The organism is Curtobacterium sp. MCPF17_050 (genome assembly GCF_003224435.2).
Classification (GTDB): Bacteria; Actinomycetota; Actinomycetes; order Actinomycetales; family Microbacteriaceae; genus Curtobacterium.
This window is the reverse complement of the sequence record NZ_CP126250.1, coordinates 3,109,964-3,130,802: the sequence shown is the minus strand read 5'-3', so window position 1 is coordinate 3,130,802 and position 20,839 is coordinate 3,109,964. Positions and strand designations below refer to the sequence as shown.

General features: G+C 72.4%; 23 protein-coding genes. 16 read left to right on the top strand and 7 right to left on the bottom strand.

Going from position 1 to position 20,839, the window contains the following annotated elements:
* Nucleotides 1-56 precede the first annotated feature (56 nt).
* On the top strand, nt 57-2,549 hold the full coding sequence (locus DEJ34_RS14920) for an ATP-binding protein (RefSeq protein ID WP_110900364.1): 2,493 nt from the start codon (nt 57-59) through the stop codon (nt 2,547-2,549).
* Nucleotides 2,546-3,232: a response regulator gene (locus DEJ34_RS14915; protein WP_110889327.1), complete on the top strand. Its 687-nt coding sequence runs from the start codon at nt 2,546-2,548 to the stop codon at nt 3,230-3,232. Before DEJ34_RS14920 ends, DEJ34_RS14915 begins: the two co-directional genes overlap by 4 nt.
* Here the strand turns inward: DEJ34_RS14915 and DEJ34_RS14910 are convergent.
* The 3 genes from DEJ34_RS14910 to DEJ34_RS14900 all read right to left on the bottom strand — a co-directional run bounded on the left by DEJ34_RS14910 (nt 3,208) and on the right by DEJ34_RS14900 (nt 5,223).
* On the bottom strand, nt 3,208-3,888 hold the full coding sequence (locus DEJ34_RS14910) for a nucleotidyl transferase AbiEii/AbiGii toxin family protein (protein ID WP_181422170.1): 681 nt from the start codon (nt 3,886-3,888) through the stop codon (nt 3,208-3,210). The two genes, DEJ34_RS14915 and DEJ34_RS14910, sit on opposite strands and share 25 nt — an antisense overlap.
* The gene (locus DEJ34_RS14905) at nt 3,885-4,196 is read right to left on the bottom strand and encodes a transcriptional regulator (RefSeq protein ID WP_146236858.1); all 312 of its coding nucleotides are present in this window, start codon (nt 4,194-4,196) and stop codon (nt 3,885-3,887) included. The genes DEJ34_RS14910 and DEJ34_RS14905 overlap by 4 nt, the downstream gene beginning before the upstream one ends.
* A gap of 88 nt (nt 4,197-4,284) precedes the next feature.
* Complete coding sequence (locus DEJ34_RS14900) at nt 4,285-5,223, bottom strand: LuxR C-terminal-related transcriptional regulator (protein WP_258368151.1); 939 nt, start codon at nt 5,221-5,223, stop codon at nt 4,285-4,287.
* A 113-nt stretch (nt 5,224-5,336) separates the two neighbouring features.
* Between DEJ34_RS14900 and hxlB the strand changes: the two genes are divergently transcribed.
* The 8 genes from hxlB (at nt 5,337) to DEJ34_RS14860 (ending at nt 10,996) form a co-directional block, all read left to right on the top strand.
* Nucleotides 5,337-5,909, top strand: coding sequence for a 6-phospho-3-hexuloisomerase (gene hxlB, locus DEJ34_RS14895; protein ID WP_110910559.1), 573 nt, complete (start codon nt 5,337-5,339; stop codon nt 5,907-5,909).
* A 26-nt stretch (nt 5,910-5,935) separates the two neighbouring features.
* Entirely contained in the window at nt 5,936-6,565 is a 630-nt protein-coding gene (gene hxlA, locus DEJ34_RS14890) for a 3-hexulose-6-phosphate synthase (RefSeq protein WP_110824313.1), read from the top strand.
* A 296-nt stretch (nt 6,566-6,861) separates the two neighbouring features.
* Nucleotides 6,862-7,086, top strand: a complete 225-nt coding sequence (locus tag DEJ34_RS14885; protein WP_181422169.1) for a hypothetical protein — start codon at nt 6,862-6,864, stop codon at nt 7,084-7,086.
* On the top strand, nt 7,050-7,328 hold the full coding sequence (locus tag DEJ34_RS14880) for a DUF998 domain-containing protein (protein WP_110910558.1): 279 nt from the start codon (nt 7,050-7,052) through the stop codon (nt 7,326-7,328). The genes DEJ34_RS14885 and DEJ34_RS14880 overlap by 37 nt, the downstream gene beginning before the upstream one ends.
* 84 nt (nt 7,329-7,412) lie before the next feature.
* Complete coding sequence (locus DEJ34_RS14875; protein ID WP_110824311.1) at nt 7,413-8,090, top strand: response regulator transcription factor; 678 nt, start codon at nt 7,413-7,415, stop codon at nt 8,088-8,090.
* Nucleotides 8,083-9,414, top strand: a complete 1,332-nt coding sequence (locus tag DEJ34_RS14870; protein WP_258368150.1) for a sensor histidine kinase — start codon at nt 8,083-8,085, stop codon at nt 9,412-9,414. The genes DEJ34_RS14875 and DEJ34_RS14870 overlap by 8 nt, the downstream gene beginning before the upstream one ends.
* Nucleotides 9,415-9,503: 89 nt before the next feature.
* The gene (locus DEJ34_RS14865) at nt 9,504-10,148 is read left to right on the top strand and encodes a PepSY domain-containing protein (protein ID WP_110910557.1); all 645 of its coding nucleotides are present in this window, start codon (nt 9,504-9,506) and stop codon (nt 10,146-10,148) included.
* 77 nt (nt 10,149-10,225) lie between these two features.
* A complete protein-coding gene (locus DEJ34_RS14860) occupies nt 10,226-10,996 on the top strand; it encodes an alpha/beta hydrolase (protein WP_110910556.1) in 771 nt (256 codons plus the stop codon).
* 100 nt (nt 10,997-11,096) lie between these two features.
* Here the strand turns inward: DEJ34_RS14860 and DEJ34_RS14855 are convergent, their stop codons facing one another.
* Nucleotides 11,097-12,449: an APC family permease gene (locus tag DEJ34_RS14855; protein WP_110910555.1), complete on the bottom strand. Its 1,353-nt coding sequence runs from the start codon at nt 12,447-12,449 to the stop codon at nt 11,097-11,099.
* 169 nt (nt 12,450-12,618) lie between these two features.
* Between DEJ34_RS14855 and DEJ34_RS14850 the strand changes: the two genes are divergently transcribed.
* From DEJ34_RS14850 to DEJ34_RS14830, 5 genes are all read left to right on the top strand, one after another.
* A complete protein-coding gene (locus tag DEJ34_RS14850; RefSeq protein WP_110910652.1) occupies nt 12,619-13,461 on the top strand; it encodes an HAD family hydrolase in 843 nt (280 codons plus the stop codon).
* Complete coding sequence (locus DEJ34_RS14845; protein ID WP_110889320.1) at nt 13,458-15,962, top strand: glycoside hydrolase family 65 protein; 2,505 nt, start codon at nt 13,458-13,460, stop codon at nt 15,960-15,962. Before DEJ34_RS14850 ends, DEJ34_RS14845 begins: the two co-directional genes overlap by 4 nt.
* Before the next feature lie 147 nt (nt 15,963-16,109).
* Nucleotides 16,110-16,877, top strand: coding sequence for a meso-2,3-butanediol dehydrogenase (gene budC / locus DEJ34_RS14840; RefSeq protein WP_110824306.1), 768 nt, complete (start codon nt 16,110-16,112; stop codon nt 16,875-16,877).
* Nucleotides 16,878-16,914: 37 nt separating this feature from the next.
* Entirely contained in the window at nt 16,915-17,379 is a 465-nt protein-coding gene (locus tag DEJ34_RS14835) for a prevent-host-death protein (RefSeq protein ID WP_110910554.1), read from the top strand.
* A 24-nt stretch (nt 17,380-17,403) separates the two neighbouring features.
* Nucleotides 17,404-17,727 carry a hypothetical protein gene (locus tag DEJ34_RS14830; protein WP_110910553.1) on the top strand — a complete coding sequence of 108 codons (324 nt, stop codon included), beginning with the start codon at nt 17,404-17,406 and terminating at the stop codon, nt 17,725-17,727.
* A gap of 24 nt (nt 17,728-17,751) precedes the next feature.
* Here the strand turns inward: DEJ34_RS14830 and DEJ34_RS14825 are convergent, their stop codons facing one another.
* Both DEJ34_RS14825 and DEJ34_RS14820 read right to left on the bottom strand, forming a co-directional pair.
* The gene (locus DEJ34_RS14825; protein WP_110910651.1) at nt 17,752-18,270 is read right to left on the bottom strand and encodes a DUF1697 domain-containing protein; all 519 of its coding nucleotides are present in this window, start codon (nt 18,268-18,270) and stop codon (nt 17,752-17,754) included.
* A gap of 38 nt (nt 18,271-18,308) precedes the next feature.
* Nucleotides 18,309-18,572, bottom strand: coding sequence for a hypothetical protein (locus DEJ34_RS14820; protein WP_110824305.1), 264 nt, complete (start codon nt 18,570-18,572; stop codon nt 18,309-18,311).
* Nucleotides 18,573-18,708: 136 nt separating this feature from the next.
* Here DEJ34_RS14820 and DEJ34_RS14815 point away from each other — a divergent pair, with 136 nt between their 5' ends.
* Nucleotides 18,709-19,164 carry a hypothetical protein gene (locus DEJ34_RS14815; RefSeq protein WP_110910552.1) on the top strand — a complete coding sequence of 152 codons (456 nt, stop codon included), beginning with the start codon at nt 18,709-18,711 and terminating at the stop codon, nt 19,162-19,164.
* A gap of 144 nt (nt 19,165-19,308) precedes the next feature.
* Here the strand turns inward: DEJ34_RS14815 and DEJ34_RS14810 are convergent, their stop codons facing one another.
* Nucleotides 19,309-20,778 carry an NCS2 family permease gene (locus DEJ34_RS14810; protein WP_110910551.1) on the bottom strand — a complete coding sequence of 490 codons (1,470 nt, stop codon included), beginning with the start codon at nt 20,776-20,778 and terminating at the stop codon, nt 19,309-19,311.
* Nucleotides 20,779-20,839 lie beyond the last annotated feature (61 nt).

Sequence of the window (20,839 nt, the reverse complement as noted above, 5' to 3'; positions counted from 1 at the left end):
GACGACGACGTGCAGATCCGGTCCGCGCCGGGCACCGAGCAGGAGAGGATGAGCACGTGAAGCGAGGCAAGCTGCGGGTGCTGCTCGGTGCGGCCCCCGGCGTCGGCAAGACCTACACGATGCTCGAAGAGGGGCGTCGGATGGCCGACCACGGGCGGGACGTGGTCGTCGCCGTCGTCGAGACCCACGGCCGCGCCGCCACCGCCGCGCTCGTCGACGGGCTCGAGGTCGTCCCGCGCCGGACGGTCGAGCACCGCGGGGTCGCGCTCGACGACATGGACCTCGACGCCGTGCTCGCCCGTCGCCCCGAGGTCGCCCTCGTCGACGAGCTCGCCCACACGAACGCCCCGGGCAGCCCGCACGAGAAGCGCTGGCAGGACGTCGAGGCGCTCCGGGCCGCGGGCATCGACGTCATCTCGACGGTGAACGTGCAGCACATGCAGTCCCTCGGCGACGTCGTCCGCGAGATCACCGGCACCGTCCAGCGCGAGACCGTCCCCGACGCCGTCGTCCGCGCCGCCGACCAGATCGAGGTCGTCGACCTCTCCCCGCAGGCCCTGCGCGACCGCCTGTCCGACGGGCTCGTGTACCCGGCCGCCCGCGTCGACGCCGCACTGTCGAACTACTTCCGGCTGGGCAACCTCACCGCCCTCCGCGAGATCGCGCTGCTCTGGCTCGCCGACGAGGTCGACGACGCCCTCAAGCGGTACCGCGCCGAACACGGCATCGCGAACCGGTGGGAGACGCGGGAGCGCGTCCTCGTCGCCCTGACGGGAGGCCCGGAGGGCGAGACCCTGCTCCGTCGCGGCGCCCGCATCGCGGCCCGGTCCGCCGGCGGCGAGCTCGCGGCCGTGCACGTCACGACGAACGACGGCCTCCGCGAGCGGCACCCCGGCGCGCTCGGCACGCAGCGCGCCCTGCTCGAACAGCTCGGCGGCACCTACCACCAGGTCGTCGGCGACGACGTGCCGACGACCCTCGTCCGGTTCGCCCGCTCGATCGACGCGACGCAGATCGTCATGGGCATCAGTCGTCGCAGCCGTCTCGCCGCCGCACTCACCGGCCCGGGCATCGGCAGCACGGTCATCCGCGAGTCCGGCGACATCGACGTGCACGTCGTGACGCACGAGCGCGCCGGCGGCGGGTTCGCGCTGCCGAAGCTCGGCGGGAGCCTGTCCCGCAGCCGGGTGGTCGCCGCGTTCGTGCTCGCGCTGGTCGCCGGGCCGCTGCTGACCTGGCTGCTCAGCCTGACCGACGACCCCGACTCCATCACGGTCGACGTCCTGGCCTACCAGCTGCTCGTGCTCGTGGTGGCGCTCATCGGCGGCATGCTCCCTGCGGTGTTCGCCGCCGTGCTCTCCGGGTTGAGTCTCGACTTCTTCTTCGTGCAACCCCTGCACCAGGTCACCGTGCAACAGCCCTGGCACCTGGTCGCCCTCGTCATGTACGTCGTCAGCGCCGTGCTCGTCAGCTTCGTGGTCGACCGCTCCGCCCGACGCTCCCGCACCGCCCGCCGCGCGGCCGCCGAGTCCGGGCTCCTCGTCGGGATCGCCGGGAGCGTCCTCCGCGGCGACGACGCCCTCCAGGCCCTCGTCGACCGGACCCGCGAGGCGTTCGGCTTCGCTGGGGTCCGGGTCCGCCAGGGCGACGAGGTGCCGGCGACGTCGGGGACGTTCGGGGACGCACCGGACGCGACCACGAGCCTCCCGTCCGGCGCCGTCCTGGAGTTCGCCGGTGCGCCTGACGACCCCACCCAGCGCCGGCTGCTGCGGGTCGTCGAGCAGCAGCTCGACGCCGCCCTCGAGCACCGCGCGCTGACCCGCACCGCCGTCGACGCGGAGCGGATCACCGCGGTCGACCGGGTGCGGAGCGCGATCCTGGCGGCCGTCAGCCACGACGTGCGGCGACCGATCGCCGCCGCGTCCGCGGCCGTGCAGTCCCTCCGGGCGCGGGACGTGCGGTTGCGCGAAGCCGACCGGGAGGCCCTGCTCGCCACCGCCGACGAGAGCCTCCGTCAGCTGGCGGTGCTGTTGGGCGACCTGCTCGACGTCAGCCGTGTGCAGGCCGGGGTACTGGCCGCGTCCCCGGTCCCGACCTCGCTCGACACGGTCGTCGCCCCCGCGCTCGACGAACTCGAGCTCGGGCCGGAGGACGTCGACCTCGACCTGCCCGCCGAGCTCCCGCCGGTGCTCGCCGACCCCGTGCTGCTGCAGCGCGTCGTCGTGAACCTGCTCGCCAACGCCGTCCGCTACTCACCCGACGGCGAGCGCGTCCGGATCGCGGCGAGCGCCTTCGCCGGCGGGGTCGAACTCCGGGTCGCCGACCGCGGCCCGGGCATCCCCGAGGACCGGCGCGAGGACGTGTTCCAGCCGTTCCAGCGCCTCGGCGACACCGACAACGAGACCGGGCTCGGACTCGGACTGGCGCTCGCGCGCGGGTTCACCGAGGGCATGGGCGGCACGATCGAGGTCGACGACACCCCGGGCGGCGGGCTCACCGTCGTGGTGCGGTTGCCGATCGCCGGACACCTGGGAGTGGTGGGACGATGAAGGTGCTGATCGCCGACGACGACGCGCAGCTCGTGCGGGCGCTCGCCGTGACGCTCGGGGCCCGCGGGTACGAGGTCGTCACGGCCCGGGACGGTCGGGCGGCCATCGACGCCGTCATCACCGAGCGGCCGGACATCGTCATGCTCGACCTCGGCATGCCGCGGCTCGACGGCATCGGGGTGCTCGAGGGGATCCGCGGGTGGTCGCAGGTGCCCGTGCTCGTGCTGTCCGGGCGGACGGACTCGGGCGACAAGGTCGACGCGCTCGACGCCGGTGCCGACGACTACGTGACGAAGCCGTTCGAGATGGACGAGCTCCTCGCCAGGCTCCGGGCGCTCGGTCGGCGGCGGGCTCCCGCGGGCGGGGAGGCGGCCCCGACGATCCGGGTCGGCGACCTCGTGGTGGACCTCGTCGCGAAGCAGGTCACCGCTCCCGACGGTCCGGCGATCCGGCTCACCCCGACCGAGTGGCGGTTGCTCGAGGTCCTCGTGACGAACCCCGACCGACTGCTGACGCGGGAGATGCTCCTCACCGAGGTGTGGGGTCCGACGCACGGCACCGACTCCGGGTACCTGCGGCTGTACATGGCGCAGCTGCGGCGGAAGCTCGAGCCGGAGCCGTCGCACCCGCGGTACCTCGTGACGGAGTCGGGGATGGGCTACCGGTTCGCGCCGGCGGGCTGACCCCCGGTCTCGTCCTCCAACTCGCCCGCCCAGGCGAGCGCGCGCTGCCGGAGGGCGGCGACCTCCGGCGGAGCGACGCCGTACTCGGCGAACCGGTCGTCCGCGACGCGGGTCACGAGGCGGAGCTGCTGTGCGAAGACGACGGGGTCGTACCCGTCGTCCCGCTCAGCGACGAGACGCAGGAGATCGGCGTCCGTCCACCGGCCGGAGGCCCGGATCGCGTCGACGTCGATGAAGTCGCGCACCTCGAGGCGGCCGTAGAGCGCGTCGAGCTTGGAGGCGACGGCGTCGTCCGCGGCCAGCACCGGCCCGATCGGGAGATCCGCCGGGGCATGGCCGCGCCAGTCGTACCCGAGGTCCATCTCCACACGGTCACCCTGCGCGGACGTCACCAGGAGCTGCGCGAACAGCTCGTCGTGCCGTCGGACGTCCACCCGGTACCCGTGTCCGGAGAGGACGCCGACCGCGTCCTCGACTGCGGTACGGAACAACTCGCGGTCGTACCGGTCGGTGAACAGGTCGATGTCGCGGGTCGACCGGTCGACGAGACCGTGTTCGCGGATCGCGCCGGAGCCGGCGAGCACGAAGCCCTGTCCGCCGACCGTCCTCAGGACGAGCGCGGTGGCCTCCCGCTGGGCAGCGCGGAGGTCGGTCATGCCGTCAACTCCGGGAACCGCGCCTCCCACGCTGCGCGGACGCGGTTCGGCAGCAGGAGATCCGGCCATGTCCGGACGAGCAGCTCCCGATCGAGCAGGGCAGCCTGGGCTCTGGTGTCGCCTTCGCGGAGGACCGCTTGGTACGCCTTGGCGACGTCCGAGGTGGATGCCAGGTCGACCAGCGGTTCCGGGCCCCAGTAGACCTCCAGCGGGAGCACGAGCGGACCGGTTGCCGGACCGTGGAGGTCGTCGAGGGAGGCGACGACGTCGACCGGCTTGACGTCCTGGAACAGCACACGCGGGTTCATCGCGCCTCCCTCGGTCCGATCGTGCCAGAGCCGTCGGCAGGACGCCACCGCGCCGTCGGTAGGACGCCGCCGCCCGGATGTTCCCGCCTCAGCTGGCGTGCACGTGCGCCGCGAGCTCCGCCCGGGTCCGTGCCCCGAGCTTCCGGAGCAGGTTCGCCACGTGGTACTTCGCCGTGTTGACGGAGATGCCGAGGCCGTCCGCGATCTCACGGTTGCCGACCCCCGTCGCGACGAGCCGCAGGACCTCGGCCTCGCGGGGTGTCAGGTCGGCTTCGTCCGGGCTCGGCACCGATCCGGGGGCGGGGTCGAGCGGGATCGTGATGTCGAGCACGGACCCCCAGCCCGGCGTCGAGTCGACGTGCATCCGTCCGTCGAGGACCCCGACGCGCTCGGCGATCGGCCGCATCGCGTCGTCCTGCACGTCGTGCGTCCCGGCACCGTCGTCCCGTAACTGCATGAGCAGGTTGCGCCCGTCGCAGTCCCACTGGATGCGGACCCGGTTCGCGTTGCCCTCGTCGACGAGGGTGAGCACCGCGTTCCGGACGATCGCCCGGGCAGCGTGCGCGACGCCGCCGGGGAGCGCGCGGCCCGTCGCGGGCGGTTCGACGAACTGCACGTCGAGGTCACCGAACCGGACGAGCGGACGCAGGTCGGCGCGCAGGCGCGAGAACGCCCCCGTCACCGGCTCGAGCAGGACCTCCCGCTGGCGGTCGCTCGACGTCCGCAGGTCGACGAGGGCTGCGGACGCGACCTCGACCGCCTCCGCACGGGCCGCGGCGTCGCCGACGCGGGGGGAGCGCAGGACCGCGAGCACCGACTCGAGGGTGAGCGAGTGCCGGTCGGTCAGGTCCGCGACGACGCGGGCGTGCTCCGCGGCCTCCGCGCGGCTGGCGTGGGCGACGGCACCACCGGCGGGTGCGGGGAGCGCCGGACGGGAGGCCTGGCCCGGCCCCCCGACGGACGTCACCTGGTCGTCGGGGGCGGTGCGCGCCTCCCGGCCGGTCTCCGGGTCCGTCTCGTCGTCCACGAGCCCGAACCTACCCGCCCTGCTCTGCGCGACGACCCGACCCACCCGTTCGGACGGGAAGCCCGCCGTGTCGGGTAGCGGCGCACCACTCCCGTCAGGCGCAGGCTCGGGACATGTCCGAACAGACCCTCACCGCCGCGCTCGACCTCGTCAGCCACGAACTCGACGACCTCGTCGACGCGGTCGGGGAGAGCGACCCGGAGCCCGCTGCACGCGCCCTCGACCTGCTCGACGGCGCCGAGCGCGTCTTCGTGCACGGTGCCGGACGGTCCGGGCTCGCGCTGCGCATGACCGCGATGCGCCTCATGCACCTCGGGCTCGACGTCCACGTCGTCGGCGAGGTGACGACCCCCGCGATCGAGTCGGGCGACGTCCTGCTCACCGCGAGCGGCTCGGGCACCACCGGCAGCATCGTGCAGGCCGCACGGACCGCGGTGGACGTCGGCGCGCAGGTGGTCGCCGTGTCGACCACGGCCTCGTCGGCGCTCTCCGAGCTGGCCGAGGTCACCCTCGTCCTGCCGGCCGCGACGAAGACCGACCGCTCCGGCACCGCATCGGCGCAGTACGCGGGCAGCCTGTTCGAGCAGGGCGTCGTCCTGCTCGGCGACGCGCTGTTCCACGCGCTCTGGCAGCGCAGCGGACACTCCGCCGACGACCTCTGGCCGCGGCACGCCAACCTCGAATGACCCCCACGGAAGAAGGAAGCACCAGCATGCAGCTGCAGTTCGCCATCGACACCCTGTCCACCGAGACCGCGCTCGAGCTCGCCGCCCAGGCAGCCCCGCACGTCGACATCCTCGAGCTCGGCACCCCGCTCGTGAAGAGCGCCGGCGTCGCCGCGATCACCGCGATGAAGGAGGCGCACCCGGACAAGATCGTGTTCGCCGACCTCAAGACGATGGACGCCGGCGAGCTCGAGGCCGACATGGCGTTCCAGGCCGGGGCCGACCTCGTCACCGTGCTCGGCGTCGCCGGGGACAGCACGATCGTCGGTGCGGTCGCCGCCGCGGAGAAGCACGGCAAGGGCATCGTCGTCGACCTGATCGGCGTGCCCGACAAGGCCGCTCGTGCCCGCGAGGTGACCGCGCTCGGCGTCGAGTTCGTCGAGGTGCACGCCGGCCTCGACGAGCAGGCCGAGGAGGGCTTCACCTTCGACACGCTCCTCGACGAGGGCAAGGCCTCGGGTGTGCCGTTCTCGATCGCCGGTGGCGTGAAGGCGTCGTCCGTCGCCTCCGTCAAGGCCGCCGGCGCTCGCGTGGCCGTGGCCGGCAGCGCGATCTACAGCGCCTCGGACGTCGGCGCTGCCGCCGCCGAGATCCGCGCCGCGATCGACGCCGCGTAGTCCCCTCGCAACACGTCACGTGGGCGACACCACGCACCGGGATCCCGTTGCGCGGTGCCGCCACGTTGCGTTCCCCGAGACGCCGTTCCTCCTCCGAGACGCCGTTCCTCCTCCGAGACGCCGCGGTGCTGGCGAGACGCCGCGGTGTCCGGCGGCGTCTCGAGGTGGACAGGGCGTCACGGGGAGACGGGGGCGTCGCAGCAGCCGGCTGGTCGTGGCCGGCTCACCCGCTCGGATGACCGGGCACCGCCGTTCGGCCGATGTCACCGCCTCGCCCTGCTCCCTAGCGTGAGGGCATGACTTCAGGGTGGGACGCGTGGGGGCAGGACGACGACTGGGAACGCTGGACGGCTCGGCCGTCCAGAGCGCAGCGGGAGATCGCCGAGCGGGTACCGCGCCCGTCACGAGAGGGTGCCCGTCTCCTGGCAGTCCTGACCAGCATCGGCGTCGTGCTGTGGATCGCGGGACTGTGCCTCGTCGCCCAGTGGCCGCAACACGGGACGTCCCGCTCGGCGGCCTGATGCCGGCCGCCGTCGCCGGTACCTCCCCCGACCAGCTCGAGCACATCCACGGGCTGTGGGGCATGCTCCAGCTGACGACCCTGCCGGTGATGCTCGTCCTGTTCGCGACCGCCGCCTGGTCGTCCCGTCGACGTCGGGCGCGGTGGAGCCCGGCCGTCGCCATGGCACTCAGCGCCGTCGGCATGACGGTAGGGGTCGCGCTCGTCATGCAGGGCATGCAGACGTGGTCGCTCAACCGCTGATGCGGGCTGTCTGGTGAGTGTCCGAGAGACCCCGGCGCGGCCCGGCTTCAGCGCCGGTTCAGGCCGCGCCGCCATGCTCGGACGATGCGCGTGCTGGTGGTCGACGACGAGGTGCGGCTCGCCGACGGCATCCGGAAGGGCCTGCAGGCCGAGGGGTTCGCCGTCGACGTCGCCCACGACGGGGTCGACGGGCTCTGGTACGCCCGCGAGAACCCGTACGACGCCATCGTCCTCGACCTGATGATGCCGGGCATGAGCGGCTGGAAGGTCTGCGAGACCCTCCGCGCCGAGCAGGACTGGACCCCGGTGCTCATGCTGACCGCGAAGGACGGCGAGTGGGACCAGGTCGACGCCCTCGACGCCGGCGCCGACGACTACGTGACGAAGCCGTTCTCGTTCCCGGTGCTCGTCGCACGCCTCCGTGCGCTCGTCCGGCGCGGATCCCGGGAACGTCCCACGGTCCTCCAGGCCGGCGACCTGCGGCTCGACCCGGCGGAGCGTCGTGTCTGGCGCGGCGAGACGTTGCTCGACCTGACGAGCCGGGAGTTCACCGTCCTCGAGTACCTCATGCGCCACCCCGGGCAGGTGTTGTCGAAGCGGGACGTCATCGCGAACGTCTGGGACGACGACTTCACGGGGGACCCGAACATCGTCGAGGTCTACGTCGGGCACCTCCGCCGCACGGTCGACCGGCCCTTCGGCCGGTCGGCGATCGAGACCGTCCGCGGGGCCGGGTACCGTCTCGCCGCCGACGGTGGCTGACCGGTCGCGTCCGTCCCGTCGCCCCCGTTCCATCCGCGCGCGTGCGACGGGAGGCGCGGCCCTCGTCGTCCTCGTCGCCCTCGTGATCGGGGCGGTCGCGTTCGTCGGGGTCCTGCGGACCTCGCTGTCCGACGGCGTCCGGTCGTCGGCGGAGCAGACGCTCGACGGCCTCGCCACCCGGGTGGAGGCGGACGGAGCCGGTGCGGTGACGGCGGAGGACGACGACGTGCTCGCGCAGCTGCAGGACGACGACGGCCGCGTGCTGGCCCGGGCGGAGGACAGCCCCGGCCGGCCGCTCGGCACCGCCGAGGAGTCCCGGTACCGGCACGACGGTGAACGGTGGCTGCTCGTCGCCGACGACGTCGACCTGCCGGACGGCACCGGCGGCGTCCTCGTCGTCGGCGCCCCGCTCGAGGACGCCGACGCCGCCGTGCAGACGGTGACCGTGCTGCTGGTCGTCGCCGTCCCGGTCGTCGTGGCGCTCATGTCACTCGTGACCTGGTTCGTCGTCGGCCGTTCGCTCCGTCCGGTCGACCGCATGCGCCGCGAGGTCGACGACGTCGAGGGGACGAACCTGCACGCCCGGGTCGACGAACCGGGCTCCGGGGACGAGGTCGACCGGCTCGCCGTGACCATGAACCGCATGCTCGGCCGGCTCGAGGCGTCCCAGCAGGCGCAGCGGCGGTTCGTCTCCGACGCCTCGCACGAACTCCGCTCCCCGCTCGCGACGATCCGCCAGCACGCCGAGGTCGCACGGGCGCACCCCGAGGTCACCGACACCGCTGACCTGGCCGACGTCGTGCTCGACGAGGGAGCCCGTCTGCAGGAGCTCGTCGAGTCGCTGCTCCTGCTCACCCGCCTGGACGAACGCGGACGTGACCGGGACCGTGCCGTCGATCTCGACGACCTCGTGTTCGCGGAGGCGTCACGGCCGCGGGCGACCGTGCACGTCGACGTGTCCGGGGTCGCACCGGCCCGGGTCCGCGGCGACGACCGGCTGCTCGGACGGGTCGTGCGGAACCTCGTGGACAACGCCGTCCGACACGCGGACCGGGCGGTGACCGTCGCGCTCGGGAGCGTCGCGGGCGATGCGGTGCTCACCGTGGACGACGACGGGCGCGGGATCCCCGAGGGCGACCGGACGCGCGTGTTCGAGCGGTTCGTGCGGCTCGACGAGGGCCGGGCGCGGGACGCCGGGGGCTCCGGGCTGGGACTCGCGATCGTCGACGCCGTGGTCCGCGGGCACGGCGGGTCCGTCGCGGTGTCGGCCGCGCCCGACGGGGGAGCGCGGTTCACCGTGCGGCTGCCACTCCTGCGGGACTGAGTCGCGCCCGGTGCCCGGTCGCCGGCTGGTGCGGCGTCGCCCCAGGTCGCTTCAGGTCTGCTTCAGTGCCCGCTCGGCAGGCTGACACCATGCAGACCACGAAGAAGACCACCGCCCGCCGCATCGCCCTCGTCACCGCCCTCCCGCTCGTCGGAGCGCTGGCGCTCGCCGGGTGCGCCACCGACGACGACGACCGCGACGACGTCGCAGCCCCGGCGGCCTCCGCCCCGTCCGTCTCCGCCACCGAGGGCGCGACCGGCGACGACGACACGACCACCGACGCCGCCGCCGCGCCCGGGGAGGACGCCCTCGTCGCCGCGGCGGCCACGGCGCGCAAGGCCGTCGGCTCCGGGACGGTGACCTCGGTCGAGCAGGAGGCCGGCGGGACCTCGTGGGAGGTCATCGTCGTCACCTCCGACGGTGCCGAGCAGGAGGTCCACGTCGACGCCGACGGTGAGCGCACCACCGCCGGTCCGACCGAGGAGACCGCCGATGCGGACGACGTCGCGGAGAACGAGCGGTTCGTCGGCGCCGCGGACCTGTCGGTCGCCCAGGCGGCGTCGACCCTGACGAAGACCGTCCGCGGCACGGTCACCGAGCTCGGCCTCGACGACCACGCCGGCACGGTGGTCTGGGAGGGCGACGTCCTCGACGGCTCCGGCACGACCCACAGCATCCGCATCGACGCCGGCAGCGGGAAGGTCGTCACGAACACCGTCGACACCGACGACTGACGCCCCGGGCACCCGGCGGTCCCCGCGCTGATCCGGCCCGGCAGCGGCAGCACGGGTGCCCTCGGTACGGTCGGGCTATGAGCACCGCTCCCCGCTCCGACCGCCGAGGTCCGACCCGGAGGCGACGGCTCCTCCGGATCGTCTCGTGGGTCCTCGCCGTCCTGCTCGTGCTCGTGCTGGTGTTCCTCGTCTGGGCGCACATCGTCCTGCAGGGCACCCGGTCGGCCGCCCTCACGGTCTGGCGGGACGACCGTGTGTCCGTGCGGGACGCGGGCGACGCCGTCGTGATGACCCCGACGGGCATCGCGGACGGCGTCGGGATCGTGTTCGTGCCCGGTGCGAAGGTCGACCCCTACGCCTACATGGCGACGTTCCGGCAGGTGGTCGCGGACGGCACGACGGTCGTCATCACGAAGCCGACGCTCAACCTCGCGTTCTTCGACCGGCGCCCGCTCACCCGGTTCGAGGCGCACGCGCCCGACGTCCGGACGTGGGCGGTCGGCGGGCACTCACTCGGGGGCGTGCGGGCGTGCCAGCTCGCGGAGGACCGGGACGTCGCCGGGCTCCTCCTGCTCGGCAGCTACTGCGCGGACGACCGCTCGGACAGCGACCTCGACGTGCTCAGCGTCTCCGGCTCGCGGGACGGCCTGTCGACGCCCGAGGACGTGGCTGCCGCCCGCGACCTGCTCCCGGCCAGCGCGACGATGACCGAGATCGCCGGCGCGGACCACGCCGCCTTCGGGGCCTACGGCGCCCAGCCCGGCGACCTCCCCGCGACGGTCTCCCGCCGCGAGTCCGGCCGCGCGATCACCGCCGCCGTCGAGAGCTGGGTCCGCGACCTCCGCTGACCGGCGGGTGCGCGACGTGACCGCTGGACGGACCGCGGGGGGCACGGCCGACGCGGGGCGGGTCTCCCGGCGGTCGGCCGGGAGGCCCGTCCCGGCCCCGTCAGCGGGCGTCCGTGCCCGAGGCGGTCCGGTCGCGGCCGCGGGTCGCGCGGGCGATGAAGTACAGCACCACGCCGACGGCCAGCAGGATCGCCGCGTACAGCCAGACCTGTCCGCTCTGCTGCGTGAGCAGCAGGATGCAGGACGCGACGCCGAGCACGGGGACGAAGGTCCACACCCGGAAGTGCTCGTGCTCCACCTTGTCCTTGCGGAGCACGAGGACCGCGACGTTCGTGCTGATGAACACGAAGAGCAGCAGGAGCACGACGGTCTCGGCGAGCGTGCCGACGTCCCCGACGAGGGTGAGGAGCATCGCGACCACGGTGGTGGCGATGATCGCGGTCCACGGCGTCTTCCGCTTCGGGAGCACCTTGCCGAGCAGGCTGGGCAGCAGACGCTGTTCGGCCATGCCGTAGGTGACGCGGCTCGCCATGATCATGGTGAGCAGGGCACCGTTCGCGACCGCCACCAGGGCGATGAGGCTGAAGACCACGTCCGGGATGCCGACGCCGGTCGCGGCGACGACCGCCAGGAGCGGGCCGCTCGAGTCGGACAGCTCCGACGCGGGCAACGCGATCGAGCTGGCGAGCGCGACGAGCACGTAGACGACGCCGGCGGTGGCGAGGGAGCCGAACAGCGCACGGGGGTAGACCTTGGCCGGCTCGCGGACCTCCTCGGCGACGTTGGCGGAGGTCTCGAAGCCGACGAACGAGTAGTAGGCGACGATCGCGGCGCTGAGGGTCGCGAGTGCCGGGTTCGCCTCCGCCGGGAAGGCCCCGACGCGGGAGACGTCACCGCCGCCACCGCCCATCATCAGGGCGACCGACACGATGACGATGACCAGGCCGGAGAGCTCGATGATCGTCATCACGACGTTGCTGCGGAGTGAGTCCGAGATGCCGCGGGCGTTCAGGCAGGCGACGAGGGCGAGGAACACGATCGCGGCGGGCACGGGCGGGACGTCGATGAACGTGCCGAGGTAGTCGCCGGCGAACGCGAGGGAGAGCCCAGCCGCGCTCGTCACACCGGCGGCGAGCATCGAGAACCCGACCAGGAACGACACCAGCGGCACCTTGTAGGCACGCTCGGCGAACACCGCGGCGCCACCGGCCTTCGGGTACTTCGTGACGAGCTCGGCGTACGAGCCCGCGGTGAGCAGGGCCAGGAGCAGTGCGAGCACGAGCGGGGCCCACAGCGCACCGCCGACGTCCTTCGAGAGCGTCCCCATGAGGGCGTAGATGCCCGCGCCGAGGACGTCGCCGAGGATGAACAGGAACAGCAGGGGACCGGTGATCGCCTGCTTCAGCTTCGAGCCGGTCCCGTCCTGCGGCCGTGCGGTGGTGTCGGATGTCATGAGCGCGAGCGTCTCTGCCAGTCGCTGGACGCGTCCACAGGTCCGCGTTGTGCGGACCGGACCGGTACCCGTGGGCATCGGCCACCGCTGGAGGACAGCGCCGCGTGCCGGTCCTAGAGTGGGACGCGCAGCACTCGTGTTCGACACCGCTCCCTGGAAGGTCTGCCCCATGACGTCGTCGGATCGGCGAACCCCTGCTCGCCTCGCGGACCAGCGGGCGCTCCTCTTCGACCTCGACGGTGTGCTCACGCCGACGGCCGAGGTGCACATGCGTGCCTGGAGCCGCCTCTTCACGCCGTACCTCGCCGCACACGGGGTCGCGCCGTACACGGAGCAGGACTACTTCGGGTTCATCGACGGCAAGCCGCGGTACGACGGGGTCCGCTCGCTCCTGCACGACCGCGGGATCGACCTGCCCGAGGGCACCCCGGCGGACGACCCCACCCTGGACACCGTCTGCGGGCTCGGCAACCGGAAGAACGCCGAGTTCACCGCGGAGCTCGAGGAGCACGGCGTGGCCGCGTACCCGGGGTCGGTGCGCTTCCTCACCGCAGCGATCGCCGCCGGCTACGAGGTCGCCGTGGTGTCGAGTTCCGCGAACGCGAAGCACGTGCTCCGCACCGCGGGCATCATCGACCGCTTCGACGTGATCGTCGACGGCGCCGTCGCGCGCGCGGACGGGCTCGCCGGCAAGCCCGCCGCCGACACGTACCTCGACGCGGCGACCCGCTTCGGGCTCACCGCGGCGGAGTGCGTCGTGGTCGAGGACGCGACGAGCGGCGTCGAAGCCGGCCGGAACGGTGCCTTCGGCCTGGTGGTCGGGGTGGACCGCGGTGCCGGGGTCGACGCCCTCCGCGAGCACGGCGCCGACGTCGTCGTGTCCGACCTCGCCGACCTGCTGCCCGACCTGCGCGGGGCGGGCACCGACGCGCCCGCTGCCGACCTGCGCGGTGCGGGCCCCGACGCGCCCGCTGCCGACCTGCCTCCCGTCGACCCCCGGAAGACCGCATGAACCCCATCACCGAAGACCCCCTCGACCGCGTCCGGTACCCGGTCGACGAGTGGGCCCTGATCGAGACCGAGTACGCCGACGAGCAGGGCGTCGACGAGACGAACTTCGCGGTCGGCAACGGGTACCTCGGCCTCCGCGGCAACTTCGACGAGGGCCGCGGCGGCGTCCAGTACGGCACGTACATCAACGGGTTCCACGAGACGTGGCCGATCCGGCACGCGGAGACCGCCTTCGGGTTCGCGAAGACCGGGCAGACGATCATCAACGTCCCCGACGCCAAGGTCATCCGCCTGTACGTCGACGACGAGCCGCTCGTCCTGTCCGAGGCGGACATCCTCCGCCACAGCCGCCGGCTCGACTTCCGCGGCGGCTACCTGCTGCGCGAGACCGAGTGGTCGACGCCGTCCGGCAAGCGGGTCCTCATCCGCTCCCGGCGCCTCGTGTCCTTCGTCGAGCGGCACCTCGCCGTCATCGACTACGAGGTCACGATGCTCGACCACGACGCGTCGGTGCTGCTGTCGAGCCAGGTGCTCAACCGTCAGGACGTCGCCGACGAGTACCACGCCGGCATGAAGGCCGCGGCCGCCGCGTTCGACCCGCGCAAGGCCGAGTCGTTCACGGACCGGGTCCTGCAGCCGCGGCTGAAGCGGAACGCGGGCTCCCGCGCCCTGCTCGGCTACCAGGCGTCGAGCTCCGGCATGACGATCTGCGTCGGCGTCGAGCACCGGCTCGAGACCGAGAACGCCTGGGACGAGACCTCGAGCATCGAGGACGACCTCGCCAAGCACGTCTACCGGGTGCAGGCGAAGGCCGGGCAGCCGATCCGGCTCGTCAAGAGCATCGTCTACCACACCTCCCGCGGCGTCCCGGCGCGTGAACTCGCGGACCGCTGCGACCGCACGCTCGACCGCGCCAAGTACGAGTCCGTCGAGCAGGTCTTCGGCGAGCAGCGGAAGTGGCTCGACGACTACTGGGCCCGCAGCGACGTCGAGGTCGCCGGCCAGCCGGAGATCCAGCAGGCCGTCCGCTGGAACCTGTTCCAGCTCGCGCAGGCGACGGCCCGCACCGACGGGCACGGCATCGCGGCGAAGGGCGTCACCGGCTCCGGCTACGGCGGGCACTACTTCTGGGACATGGAGATCTACGTCCTGCCGTTCCTGTCGTACACGGCGCCGATCGTCGCCCGGAACGCCCTCCGCTTCCGCTACAACATGCTCGACGCCGCCCGCTCCCGGGCCCGCGAGCTGAACCAGCGGGGCGCGCTGTTCCCGTGGCGGACGATCAACGGCGAGGAGTCCAGCGCCTACTACGCGGCCGGCACCGCGCAGTACCACATCGACGCGGACATCGCCCACGCCCTCATGCAGTACGTGCGGGCCTCCGGGGACACCGACTTCCTGAAGCGCGGTGCGATCGACATCCTCGTCGAGACCGCCCGGCTGTGGGAGGACCTCGGGTTCTGGCGCTCGAACGGCGACCAGAAGTTCCACATCGACGGCGTCACCGGCCCGGACGAGTACACGACGGTCGTCGACGACAACATGTACACGAACGTCATGGCGCGGGCGAACCTGTGGTCCGCGGTGAACGCCTGCCGGCAGCTCGCGGTCGACGACCCGGACGAGTACGCCCGCATGGTCCGTCGCACCGGCCTCGACGCCGAGGAGATCGTCAACTGGGAGCACGCCGCCGAGTCGATGGAGATCCCCTTCGACCCGCACCGCGGCATCCACCCGCAGGACGCCCAGTTCCTCGACAAGGAGCTGTGGGACCTCGAGCGCACGCCCGAGTCGAAGCGCCCGCTGCTCCTGCACTACCACCCGCTGGTGATCTACCGGTTCCAGGTGCTCAAGCAGGCCGACGTCGTGCTCGCGTTGTTCCTGCAGGGCCACGAGTTCACGCCCGCCGAGAAGCGCCGTGACTTCGACTACTACGACGCGCTCACGACGGGCGACTCGACCCTGTCCGCCGTCGTGCAGTCGATCATGGCCGCCGAGGTCGGCTACCACGAGCTCGCCGACCAGTACTTCCAGACCGCGCTCTACGTCGACCTGGCCGACCTGCACGGCAACACCACCGACGGCGTGCACATCGCGTCCACCGGCGGCATCTGGGGTGCGCTCGTCAACGGCTTCGGCGGCATGCGGGACCACGGTGGCCGGCTCACGTTCAACCCGCGGCTGCCGGTGGACTGGGAGCGCCTGACCTTCCGGATCACCGTGAACGGGTCTCGGGTCCGTGTCGACCTGACGCAGGAGGCGCTCACGTTCACGGTCGAGACCGGTGGCGGGTTCGACGCGTGGGTGCACAACGCCCCGATCCAGGTACGTCCGGACGAGCCGACCGTCGTGCCGCTGCCGCACCAGGGGCCGCGGATGAGCGGACACGCGCCGACGACCAGCGACATCCAGGGCACGCTCCGTGCCGACGGATCGGTGATCACCGCCTCCATCCCGACGATCTCGCTGGAGCGCGACGAGGAGGACGACGTCACCTCCTGACCGGTCGGGAGGCCCGCCCTCCGTCCGCCCCGCTGCCCGCTTCCGCCTGGACCACCGTCCAGGCCGGGGCGGGCAGCGTGGTCTCCCGTGCCCCTCCGGGCCGATGACGTCCCACCCCGGGCACGACCGTCGCGAGAGGAGCACATCATGGGCAAGCGGTTCGAGGGCAAGGTCGCGATCGTCACGGGCGCGGGATCCGGCATCGGAGAGGCCACGGCGCGGGCGTTCGTCGCCGAGGGCGCCGGCGTCGTCCTGGTGGACAGCGTCGAGGAGAAGGTCCGCGACGTCGCCGACTCCCTGCCGACCGAGCAGGCGCTCTGGCTGCAGGCGGACGTCGCCGACCCGGACGCATGGCCGACCGTCGTGGACGCGGCGATCGACCGGTGGGGGCGCGTCGACGTGCTCGTGAACAACGCCGGCACGTTCACGTCGGGCGACATCACCGAGATCGCGCCCGAGGAGTGGCGCCGGGTCGTCGAGACGGACCTGTCGAGCGTGTTCTACGGCACGCGGGCGGCCCTCCCGGCCCTGCGGGACACGAAGGGGTCCGTCGTGAACACCTCGTCGGTGTCCGGGTTGGCGGCCGACTGGCGGATGAGCCCGTACAACGCGGCGAAGGGCGGCGTGACGAACTTCACGAAGGCCGCAGCGCTCGACAACGGCCAGCACGGCGTGCGGGTGAACGCGGTGGCGCCGGGACTCATCTGGACGGACCTCACGACGTCCCAGGCGGAGGACGAGGAGCTCAAGGCCGCGTTCGCCGAGCGGATCGCCCTCGGTCGCGGGGGCCGGTCGGAGGAGGTCGCGGCCGCGGTGCTGTTCCTGGCGAGCGACGACGCGTCGTTCATCACCGGCGCGGTCCTGCCCGTGGACGGCGGCACGACGGCGAGCAACGGGCAGCCGCCGCAGGCCTGACCTTGCGTTCAGAACACGTTCTGAAGACAATGTCTTCATGACTCTCCTCGCTCCACCACGACGTCGGCGGATCGTCCAGTCGTCGGACCTGTCCCGGCACGCGAAGGACGTCTTCGCAGCGGCCGAGCAGGAGCCGCTCGAAGTGACGCGCCGCGACGGCGCTCCGCTCGTGCTCACCACCAAGGCGCGGTCCGACGACGACGATGCCGTCCTCGACATCGCCGCGGAGCTCATCGCCGCCGTCACGGTGAACGAACACCTGCCGTTGCACGAGCGTCTCGCGATCCCGTACCCGTGGATCGCCATGCTCAGCCGTGACGACCAGCGACAGTTCGCGCGGGAGATCGTCGAGGTCGCCCGGGGTTCGTTCGCGTTGCGGCAGCCCCGCAAGCTCCTGCTCGAGATGCAGGCGTGGCGCAACTCGGCCGAGGCGATCGCGGCCGGCTGGGCCGCCGCGGAGCCCGAGCTCCTCCAGGAACCGGTCGTCGTCGAGAAGCCCTGAGTCGTGGCGGCACGACGGAATGCGGTGCCCCGTCCGGTCCGCACGGACGAATACACGATCGTGCTCGCGACGAGGTCGGCGGAGCAAGGGTGGCGAGACCTCGTCGCGACGCAACGGAACGCCGTCGTCGCGGCATGGGAGCGGCTGGCAACGGATCCGCTGACCGAAGACCTCACCTGCCACGCACTGCGTGGTGCGCTGGGGTCGGTGGCCTACCTCGGCCGGTCGTGGGTCCGTCGGCAGCTGGAACTGAAGCGCGGAGCCCGGGTCTGGTTCGTGGTCGACCCCGAGGAGCGTGTCGTGCACCTGCTCGACGTCCACACGCGTCACCCGAACCAGACGAAGTGACGCGAGTGCGGGCCGCCGTCTGTCTCAGAGGAGCTTGCGGAGCGTGTTCGTGTTCCGGGTCGTCGTGGTGCGCTTGAAGCGGGCGGCCCCGGCGCGCTTCGCGAAGGGCGTCGAGGTGCTCGACCCCTTCGGGCACGACCAGTAGACGACGCCGTCACCGCGCGCGACCTGCTCGACGCCGCCGCCCGTGACGCCGTCGAGCAGGTCGTCGAGCGCGGCGTCCTCGGATCCGAACACGACGTAGTCGTGCCGGTCCGCTGCAGACGGGAACGGGAAGCCCGCGACGATCCCGGCCACGGCGGCGTGCGGGACGAGGACGATCCAGGCGTCGTACCCGAAGCGATCGCGGAGTGCCTGCTCCACCGCCGTCCGGAGTGCGTCCGCGTCGGCGGCGTCGTCCGCGGTGAAGAGGACGTTCCCCGACGCGAGGACCGCCCGGACGTCGGTGTGCCCGAGGCCGCGGACGAGCTCGGCCAGCTCGGCGCTGCGGATGGTGATCCCGTTCACGTTCACTCCGCGCAGGAGCGCCACCCACCTCGTCATGTGGTGACGGTAGCGCGGGCCGTACGGGGCGTCCACGATCACGTCCACGTCCGGGCGACGCTCCACCCGTCGGCGTCCGGGACGATGTCGACCACCAGGGTCTCGCCGTCCTCGGCGGTCGCCTGGAAGCGCCACCCGGCGGTGCGTTCGGGTGCGTGGGTGATCGCGGTGGGCAGGTCGGTCGGCGTCGTGGTCAGCCGGGTCGGGACGTCGGAGACGCGCCAGCGCCGGCCCAGCCACACCAGTCGGGCGGGTGCGCCGCCGGTCCACCACACGGTGGCAGCGGTGTCGACGATCATCATCAGGAGCCTCCTCGTTCGAATGTGTGTTCGAATGCTAGGTCGGCCCCTCCGACAGCTGCAAGCGCCCCGGCGTGCCGCGTTCGTCCTCCGGAGCACGCCCAGGACGACGCGAGGAGCGGTCGTGTAGACGAGCAGCATGACGAACGACGACGGGCAGGGTCCCGACTCCGCACACCAGGTCCCCGAGGGGGTGTCCGAGGCGACCGTCGAGGCACTCGGCAGCCTCTCCGCGGCGATCGAGGTCATCGAACACGCACGCGGACTCCTCTACGGCTTCCATCGACTGACCGGCACCGCCGACCTGAACATCGGCGAGGCGGTCGAGCAGCTGCGGAAGGCCGGGCACATCGAGCTCGCCGAGCGGATCGACACCGAACTCGTCGGGCGGAACGTCATCGCCGGGCGGTGGACGTTCCAGATCATGGAGGACTACGACGACGGCTACTACGCCACCGCGAAGGAGCTCGAGCGGACCGCGCGTGAGCAGCTCGTCGGCGGCAGGCGCCACCTGTTCGAGGCGAGCATGAAGGAGGACCGGCGGACGCCGGGTCTGCCCCACCACGAGGCCACGCCGGCCGACCTGCCGGACTGATCCGCGCCTCCCGGCCGAGCGGCACCAGGCGTCATCGGCGCAGCGCGGACCGACAGCGCACAACAGGAACCGGCCCACACCACGGACGTCCGTGGTGTGGGCCGGTTTCTGTCGTGCCGAGCCGATCGGCGCCGCGGCCGGACCTCAGCCGACGCCGAGGAGCGACTCCAGCGGACCGCGCGCGAAGTAGAGCAGGAAGCCGGCGGCGACCACGTACAGCAGCCACGAGACCTGGCGGCCCTTGCCGGACAGCGCCTTGATGAGGACCCAGCTGATGAAGCCGGCACCGATGCCGTTCGCGATCGAGTAGGTCAGCGGCATGACGACGATCGTGAGGAACGCCGGCAGCGCCGACCCGAAGTCCGTCCAGTCGATGTCCGCGACCTGGGCGACCATGAGGGCACCGACGACGACGAGCCCGGCGGCGGCGACCTCGAGCGGGACGACCTGGGTCAGCGGCGTGAGGAACATCGACGCCAGGAACAGCAGGCCGGTCACGACCGACGCCATGCCGGTGCGGGCGCCCTCACCGATGCCGGACGCCGAGTCGATGAACACCGTGTTCGACGACACCGAGGCGCCACCGCCGGCGATCGCGCCGGCACCCTCGACGACGAGTGCGGCGCGGAGGCGCGGGAACGTCCCGTCCTTCTCCGCGACCCCCGCCGCCTTCGCCAGGCCGGTCATCGTGCCCATCGCGTCGAAGAAGTTCGTGAAGACGAGCGTGAAGACGAGCATCGACGCGGCGAGCGGGCCGATCCGGGCGAAGGCGCCGAAGTCGAACTGGCCGACGAGGGACAGGTCGGGCAGGGCGAACAGTGCGCTCGGCAGCCCCGGGGCGTTGAGGTTCCAGCCGGTCTTCGACTCGACGGACGTCGGCACCTGGAACACGGCCTGCAGGATGATGGCGATGACGGTCGTCGCGACGATGCCGATGAGCAGCGCGCCCTTGACGCGGCGGGCCATCAGCGTGCCGATGATGACCAGACCGATGAGGAACACGATGGTCGGCAGTGCCCCGATGGACCCGTCCTCGCCGAGCTGCAGCGGCGGCGACGCGAGCCCCGACGAGCGCACGAACCCGGAGTCGACGAGCCCGATGAACGCGATGAACAGGCCGATGCCGACGGTGATCGCGGCCTTGAGCTGTGCGGGCACCGCCGTGAAGATCAGCGTCCGGATCCCGGTCAGGGCCAGCAGCACGATGATGACGCCGTTGATGACGACGAGGCCCATCGCCTCGGCCCACGTCACCTGCTGCACGACGCTGACGGCCAGGAACGAGTTGATCCCGAGACCGGCCGCGATGCCGAACGGCAGGTTCGCGATGACGCCCATCGCGATGGTCATCAGGCCCGCGACGAGGCCGGTGGCCGCGGCCACCTGAGCGTTCTCGAGCCAACCGCCGCTCACGTCCTTGGCGGCCTGGTCAGCGCTGAAGCCGCCCAGGATGAGCGGGTTGAGGATGACGATGTAGGCCATCGTCACGAAGGACACGACGCCACCACGGACCTCGCGCGGGATGGTCGATCCACGCTTCGTGATGGAGAAGAAGCGGTCGAGACCGGATGCGACGCTGTTCCGGGGCGGGCTGGATGTCTGCGGGGCGCTCACCGGTGGAGTTTAGAGGACGGCCGGACCGACCGGCACGTCGCGACGGGATGCTAGTCCTGCC

Coding starts and splice junctions, on each gene's coding strand:
- DEJ34_RS14915 (WP_110889327.1), top strand. CDS start 2,546: ATGAAGGTGCTGATCGCCGACGACGACGCGCAGCTCGTGCGGGCGCTC.
- DEJ34_RS14910 (WP_181422170.1), bottom strand. CDS start 3,888: ATGACCGACCTCCGCGCTGCCCAGCGGGAGGCCACCGCGCTCGTCCTG.
- DEJ34_RS14905 (WP_146236858.1), bottom strand. CDS start 4,196: ATGAACCCGCGTGTGCTGTTCCAGGACGTCAAGCCGGTCGACGTCGTC.
- hxlB (WP_110910559.1), top strand. CDS start 5,337: ATGTCCGAACAGACCCTCACCGCCGCGCTCGACCTCGTCAGCCACGAA.
- hxlA (WP_110824313.1), top strand. CDS start 5,936: ATGCAGCTGCAGTTCGCCATCGACACCCTGTCCACCGAGACCGCGCTC.
- DEJ34_RS14885 (WP_181422169.1), top strand. CDS start 6,862: ATGACTTCAGGGTGGGACGCGTGGGGGCAGGACGACGACTGGGAACGC.
- DEJ34_RS14875 (WP_110824311.1), top strand. CDS start 7,413: ATGCGCGTGCTGGTGGTCGACGACGAGGTGCGGCTCGCCGACGGCATC.
- DEJ34_RS14865 (WP_110910557.1), top strand. CDS start 9,504: ATGCAGACCACGAAGAAGACCACCGCCCGCCGCATCGCCCTCGTCACC.
- DEJ34_RS14860 (WP_110910556.1), top strand. CDS start 10,226: ATGAGCACCGCTCCCCGCTCCGACCGCCGAGGTCCGACCCGGAGGCGA.
- DEJ34_RS14855 (WP_110910555.1), bottom strand. CDS start 12,449: ATGACATCCGACACCACCGCACGGCCGCAGGACGGGACCGGCTCGAAG.
- DEJ34_RS14850 (WP_110910652.1), top strand. CDS start 12,619: ATGACGTCGTCGGATCGGCGAACCCCTGCTCGCCTCGCGGACCAGCGG.
- DEJ34_RS14845 (WP_110889320.1), top strand. CDS start 13,458: ATGAACCCCATCACCGAAGACCCCCTCGACCGCGTCCGGTACCCGGTC.
- budC (WP_110824306.1), top strand. CDS start 16,110: ATGGGCAAGCGGTTCGAGGGCAAGGTCGCGATCGTCACGGGCGCGGGA.
- DEJ34_RS14835 (WP_110910554.1), top strand. CDS start 16,915: ATGACTCTCCTCGCTCCACCACGACGTCGGCGGATCGTCCAGTCGTCG.
- DEJ34_RS14825 (WP_110910651.1), bottom strand. CDS start 18,270: ATGACGAGGTGGGTGGCGCTCCTGCGCGGAGTGAACGTGAACGGGATC.
- DEJ34_RS14820 (WP_110824305.1), bottom strand. CDS start 18,572: ATGATGATCGTCGACACCGCTGCCACCGTGTGGTGGACCGGCGGCGCA.
- DEJ34_RS14815 (WP_110910552.1), top strand. CDS start 18,709: ATGACGAACGACGACGGGCAGGGTCCCGACTCCGCACACCAGGTCCCC.